The 5,830-nt window shown below is 54.7% G+C and carries 3 protein-coding genes and 1 pseudogene; all 4 read right to left on the reverse strand.

Annotation, left to right across the window (positions count from 1 at the left end; all coding sequences use genetic code 11):
* Positions 1 to 173: 173 nt before the first annotated feature.
* A pseudogene (locus tag KH616_RS20335) lies at positions 174 to 475 on the reverse strand (transposase); the annotation flags it as partial.
* A 218-nt stretch (positions 476 to 693) separates the two neighbouring features.
* Positions 694 to 2,007, reverse strand: coding sequence for an McrC family protein (locus KH616_RS20340; protein WP_292250243.1), 1,314 nt, complete (start codon positions 2,005 to 2,007; stop codon positions 694 to 696).
* 5 nt (positions 2,008 to 2,012) lie between these two features.
* Complete coding sequence (locus KH616_RS20345; protein WP_292250245.1) at positions 2,013 to 4,499, reverse strand: AAA family ATPase; 2,487 nt, start codon at positions 4,497 to 4,499, stop codon at positions 2,013 to 2,015.
* 330 nt (positions 4,500 to 4,829) lie between these two features.
* On the reverse strand, positions 4,830 to 5,780 hold the full coding sequence (locus tag KH616_RS20350; RefSeq protein WP_292250247.1) for a WYL domain-containing protein: 951 nt from the start codon (positions 5,778 to 5,780) through the stop codon (positions 4,830 to 4,832).
* Between the last annotated feature and the right edge of the window lie 50 nt (positions 5,781 to 5,830).

Here is a 5,830-nt window from a genome sequence, read left to right on the forward strand (position 1 = left end):
ATCTGCGTGCTGCCAATGCCACGCTGCTACGCATGGCTTCCAATCGTTGGGGAAACCGGTAACTCACGCCGTCAACACGGTATCGGCTCCACGCTTACCTGATACCGATACAGCGAACGCGACATGCCAAACAACGCGCAGGTCTTCGTCAGACTGGTTCGATAGCGATCACGCAACTCATCGATCAACATGCGCCGACGGGCAGGCTTCAGAGCTTTTTTGCGAGTACATCCTGCAGCATGGCTTTGTCCATGCTCAGGTCCGCCACGAGCCGCTTCAGCTTCGCATTTTCCTCTTCGAGTTGCCGCAATCGGCGCAACTCAGAAGGCCCCAACCCTCCGAATTTCTTCTTCCAGTTGTAGAACGTCGCCTCGCTAATTCCAAGCTTGCGACAGATCTCCTCGACCTTCGTGCCCAGCTCCGCTTGCTTCAGTGCAAATGCGATCTGCTCTTCCGTAAACTTGCTCGTCTTCATGGCATGGCCTTCGTGTCCGATCGGACACATCATGCCGAATTTCTCTACTTTTAGACCGGACTATTTCTTGGGTCAGGGTCAATGTATGAAACGCTACCCGCATCGCTCCCAGTCATTTCAAAATTTCATGGCTGTCCATTTCATCCAGTCGCACAAGACGAGCCCACAATTATCACGTCAACTATCTCACCATGCTCGCGCTTCCCGTCAGTAGCCGGTTACATGACCTCATCTAACGCAGCTAAACCTCCCCTTTCAACGCCTAAGAGAATCAGTTCAAGCTGTTCGGGAACGTTGCAGAGGTCGAACAAATCTATAGTGGCAACTTTGACCCGTCGCGCTTCGCTTGCGTTTGGACTACCCACCCATGGATTGAGAGAATACGTGCGACGGATGCCTGCAGTGGTCCCTAACGACTCGTGATGCGGGTACAGAAGCACGACGTCCGGGCAGTTGTAGCAGCTGGAATATGCATACATCTGGTATAGGTCCGACTGAACAACACCGTCTTTGGCGTCATCTGCCGAAAGCTCTTTCCACTTCGTGTCTAGAATCCATTCCGCCTGTCCATTACGGAGGCCGACGACATCGGGTTTCATAAGGAATACGGAGCGATTTTTAACCTCATCGTATGCCAGGTGCTTCTGCGGACCTTGGCGCTTCGCGAGAATGCCATACGGACGGCAGACCCGAGCAGCCACTCTCCCGATGTATTCTTCGAACAACGTATTCATCTCGAAGAACAGCGAGAAGGCCTGTCGCCTGCCAGCAGCAACATCAGGTGGCGCGCTTCTCAAGAAAAATTCAGCCAGTTTGAAGCACGGCTTGTAGCGGTCGTTGAGCCGGTCAAAAATCACCCGTTGCCATTGCAGCGCACTTGTGGGGCGGTCCGAGACCTCCTCGAAGACCAGCAACAGTTCCGCCAAGTGTCGCTGGTTATCCAACGTCCGAGCTGCTCCTAGAAGCAACCGAATCGCAGCCTTCAGTATCTGGTTAAGAGGATTGTCTTCCTGGAACTCATCGAACCGGCAGAACAGCCGCTCCGGATTACCCGCATTCCGGCGAACCTGCTCCGTCACCGCCAAGCGTCCGCGCAGTACTGCGAGGTTCTCCTCGCGCGCTTCGTAGCGCCGGACAAGTCCCCGATGCACTTGGGCGAAGAGCTTGTCACAGAAGAGCCGAATGAGAATTTCGAGGATGCCGTGCTGCTGCGTCGCGACGTGCGCAATCTCACCCTCAGCAATGTCGAGGTCTAATGCAACCATCAACATGGCCACAAGATTGCGTCGAACGCTGCGGTCGTCGCCGTCTACCTTTGGGAGTATCTCGATGGTGTGCGGCCCAAACTGAAATACTCCGACATATTGCTGTGCGGCGATAGTGCTGCCATTGACGTACCTGAAAACCTCGAATCCGTATGTGGGTCTGAGGTTTGTAAGCAGTTCGGCCTGGGCAGCCGTTATTGAGGGGCGCGCCGGGTCAAACTCCCCTAAATGGAGCCTGCCGTACTCACGGACAGATATCAGGGCCACGGCCGTTACCGATAAATGTTGAGGTACGCGTCCACGGAAAACTCCTCGGCCTTGACCCGATGGCGGGGTTTGACATCGTAGCCATCCGCTACCGCTTGCAGCCCGTTGGGGACGTCACTGCGAGATGTAATGAAACCGCCCGTGGAATCTTTCAGGATAAGACACACCTTCGACCAATCCTCATAGAAATATTCCTGAAGCAACGGAATAACCTTCCTCCTGAACACATGTTCCAGGTCGGCGAGCTTATTCACAGTCACAAAATATGCGTGGCCAATGGTGTGATCACGGTCGTAAAGATATTCGATGCGTTCATTCATCGCCCTAAGCAGCGCTCGCAGGTCAACGCCCTCTACGGGCTCCGACGGCAACGCGTCGTAATCTGGTTGAAGCTCCTCGAATTCGAACCGGCGCCGTAGCGCGGTATCCAGCAGTGCAATCGACCTGTCGGCTGTATTCATGGTAGCCACGACATATAGGTTCGCTGGAACGCTGAATTCGTCCCCCGAATATGGCAACTTTACAGTCAGACTGTTGGTCAAGCCCTCGCGCTTGTCCGGCTCCAGAAGCGTGATGAGCTCTCCGAATACCTTGGACAGATTGGCACGATTGATTTCATCGACAATCATCACGTACGGTTGGCTTCCGGCTTCCAGCTGCCCAGTCAGAAGTCCCTCGAGAACATCCAGCTTCAACCCGCCATGGTCCAGTTTGTAAAGCGACGATTGGACGAAGTTGCGGTCATAGATTTCCTCAACCGCCCGGTTCGCGTCGAGAACAGCCAGCCAGCGCACAGGACGCATCTGATGGAATGAACCTGCGGCCGGCGCCTCGAGAAACTCATAACCACCGGTCACTTCGCCTATTGCGCGGAAGGACCGGTTACCTTGTGAAACGACGATAATGTCGCCGACCTGAAGGTCGCTCTTGAAGACGCCGATGTAACGTGCCTGTGAGTCCGGCCTCTCAATATCTGGTCGGTCGTCGGCAATCTTTTTGCGAATGGCTTCTTCTGTATCGCATTCCGAGAAATCCACGTTCTCGCCCCAACCGAGCAATACGCACCCTTTTTCGATACACTCCTGCAATACTTTCTGCCCTTCGGTCGTGCCGGCAACGCCCAGCGACATCTTGTATATCGTCCGGTCCTTGAGTGCCTTTCCGCTCAGTCCCGGTTTGACCAGCGTACTCAGCCGCGCCGCGTCGCATATTTCCCGAAAGACGCCGGGACGCACACGATACGACACTTGGCCATCCTTGAGCTCGGGCCGCAGGCCCTCAACGAAGTCTTCGTATCCGTAGGACTGGTGGAACGTCACAAAACAGATGCGCCCATCGCGACGCAGTTCTTCATACCGAGCCATGAGGTCTTCACGCGCCAAGTCTGCATCGCCATCGCAGATTTCAACAGCAAGCTTGGCGGTACTGTAGGTCTTGCCCGTACCAGGCGGCCCGTAAAGAATTGTATTGAGGCTTGGATAGCTATTGCCGTGGCTCACTTTTGCTTCACTCATAGTACTTTCAGCTGATACAGCCGTATCGGACACCTCACCCTCGTAAGCGTCACAGAGTGACGAAAGGACAGCCATCGAGGGCACCACGATTTTCTGCGCAGGATTGCCGACCCACAACTTCGGCGCGTTCGCCTGAAGGCTGCTTATTCTCGCCTCATTCTTTGCGTAAGTCTTTCTCAGGATTGCGCCTGGAACCAATGTCTCCCAATCGCCAGGTTCCATAAAAATGCTTACGCTACCGCCGCGCAGGACCAGTCCCAGCTGGCGCCCAGCCTCGGTTTCGAAGCCGGCCATGTATTTCACGGACTCTTTCAAAAGGATGAGGCGAGTTTTCAGGAACTCCAGCGCGTCCTCAACTTTTAGGCGTGCAGCCAGTGTTTCCTGCCCTTTCTTCCAGAGGTCGCCGGCAAAAGCAAAGATATCGTCCCCATTGCGGTCGAACATCAGCCGCGAATAGAGCTCTGGATATTGACCAGCCTTTACTCCGGTCAGCGCACGGAGCACTTCTAGTTTGAAAATGGGAACAATGGTCGGCCTGTCGCGGTCCTGGTAGAGAAACGCAATCTTCCATTTAACGGTCGGTCCAAGCCGGGCCGCTTCGACTACGTCCAGTTGCCCAGCCCTCGCCGCAATCGCGACCTTGACGACCTCACTCCTGACGGCCTCGAAGGCTTCCTCAGCTGTATCTCCATACTGCTCGTACCATCCATATACCTCGCCATATATTCTCCCGCGCCCACCTTCTTTAGGCTCGTTATTATTGCGATGGTAGATACCGAACTTGAACGAAGAGCCACCCCATATAGACCCGACGTTTTCGGTCTTGGTTTCAAGCCAGTAGGTAAACGAGTCTCCCTCGGCCTTGTCCCCTTTGACCTGCGTATATTGCTCCAGCGTGATGGCATCCAGCTTGTCAAGCGGCCAGCGCGCGAGAAATGCTTCCCAAATGGCATTCGCGTCATTCAGATTTAGTTTCATTTTCCCCGTATCTGTAGTTTTAGTTCATCAATTTTTAATTACGCCGCCGCTCGGTGGCTTTGGCCCGCAGGCATCCCTGCCATCTCACCGCAACTGACTATCGTCGAACAAACTCGAACGACTATCCTACTCTTTCCTTGCTGTTGCACGACAAGCTGGAGACCGTCCTAGCGGATGTATGCACACCTGGGCCAGGACGATTCGTTTGGGCGCTACGAGCGGCAACAACTGCATGCCCCAGTACCGCTCGGTCAAACTTCTTACCTGAATCGCTAGCGTAAGAGCAACGTAGCTTAGGAGCTGTACTCGGTTCGCTGCCAAGCGGCGCCACTATTCGCTTGTCCGACTCTTTCGAAACGACTCCACCTCGATGCGGTTCTTGAGCTCGATGTGTTGCGGTTCAGGACGCTCATTCCTGCCGTCGTCCAGCCTTAGCTGTCTGAGAGTGTAGAAAAGAAGCGCCTGTCGGCAACGGAGGGTAACCTGGCCGCCCTCCATCCCATAATCCATCTCGATGACGCGCCGTTTGGATTCACTTAACCCAGGGTTGGCGATTATCTCGAGCGTGACAAAGGTGTTCCATTCTGAGTCGTGTTCTGCTCCGCGACCCGGCGGCTCGGTTGCCTCAACCTCCAGGATTCGAGCAATCACAAAATCGAGGAATAGCTCTCTAATGTGACAATACGCCCGGACGTGCCAGCGAAAACCGTCAAATGCCAGCGCATGGGGAGTAATAACCCGGCTGATGGCCTTGGGTCGCGACATCGACTGATAGTGGATTCGCAGCCCGATGTTCTCTCGAATCGCCCGAAGCAATGCAGTCAGCACCTTGACATCAAGAATTCGGCTCGGAGTTGGAGCGACCGCAACAGATGGCCACCAACCTACAAACGTCACATCCCGAGGTAGCACGCCGGTCGCGGTAGCCAACAACTCGTTCAAGTAGCGCGATGGATGGCTTACGGGAAACACCGGTTTGAAATCCGGTGTTGCTATGTACATCCGCGTGCTGCGATCGTACTCCATATTTTGTGGCCGTATCGACTGATACTTCGAGATGTCTAAGAATGCCTGTGGCGTCGATATGCCAAAGAAATCCATAACATCGCTGCGGTTCAGCCTCCCGTCCCATTGGAGACGGAAGTCGATAAATTCGAGCCTTCGCTCTTGCCCCCAACGGGACCCCGTCTTGGGTTCGCCCGCTCCAGCAACACCATTGTCTGATAACTCGTCCATGCGTACAAGCAGGCGACGGTTGAGCGGATCGACATTCCGAACCATCTCAACCGTCAGTTTGAGGTTGATGCGCCGAATCAGGTCTGGTGCGGCGA

It is taken from the genome of Burkholderia sp. (assembly GCF_018375725.1).
Classification (GTDB): domain Bacteria; phylum Pseudomonadota; class Gammaproteobacteria; order Burkholderiales; family Burkholderiaceae; genus Burkholderia.

What these genes read in the sequence shown, in the direction of transcription:
- KH616_RS20345 (WP_292250245.1), bottom strand. Translation starts at nt 4,499, where the DNA reads ATGAAACTAAATCTGAATGACGCGAATGCCATTTGGGAAGCATTTCTC.
- KH616_RS20350 (WP_292250247.1), bottom strand. Translation starts at nt 5,780, where the DNA reads ATGGTTCGGAATGTCGATCCGCTCAACCGTCGCCTGCTTGTACGCATG.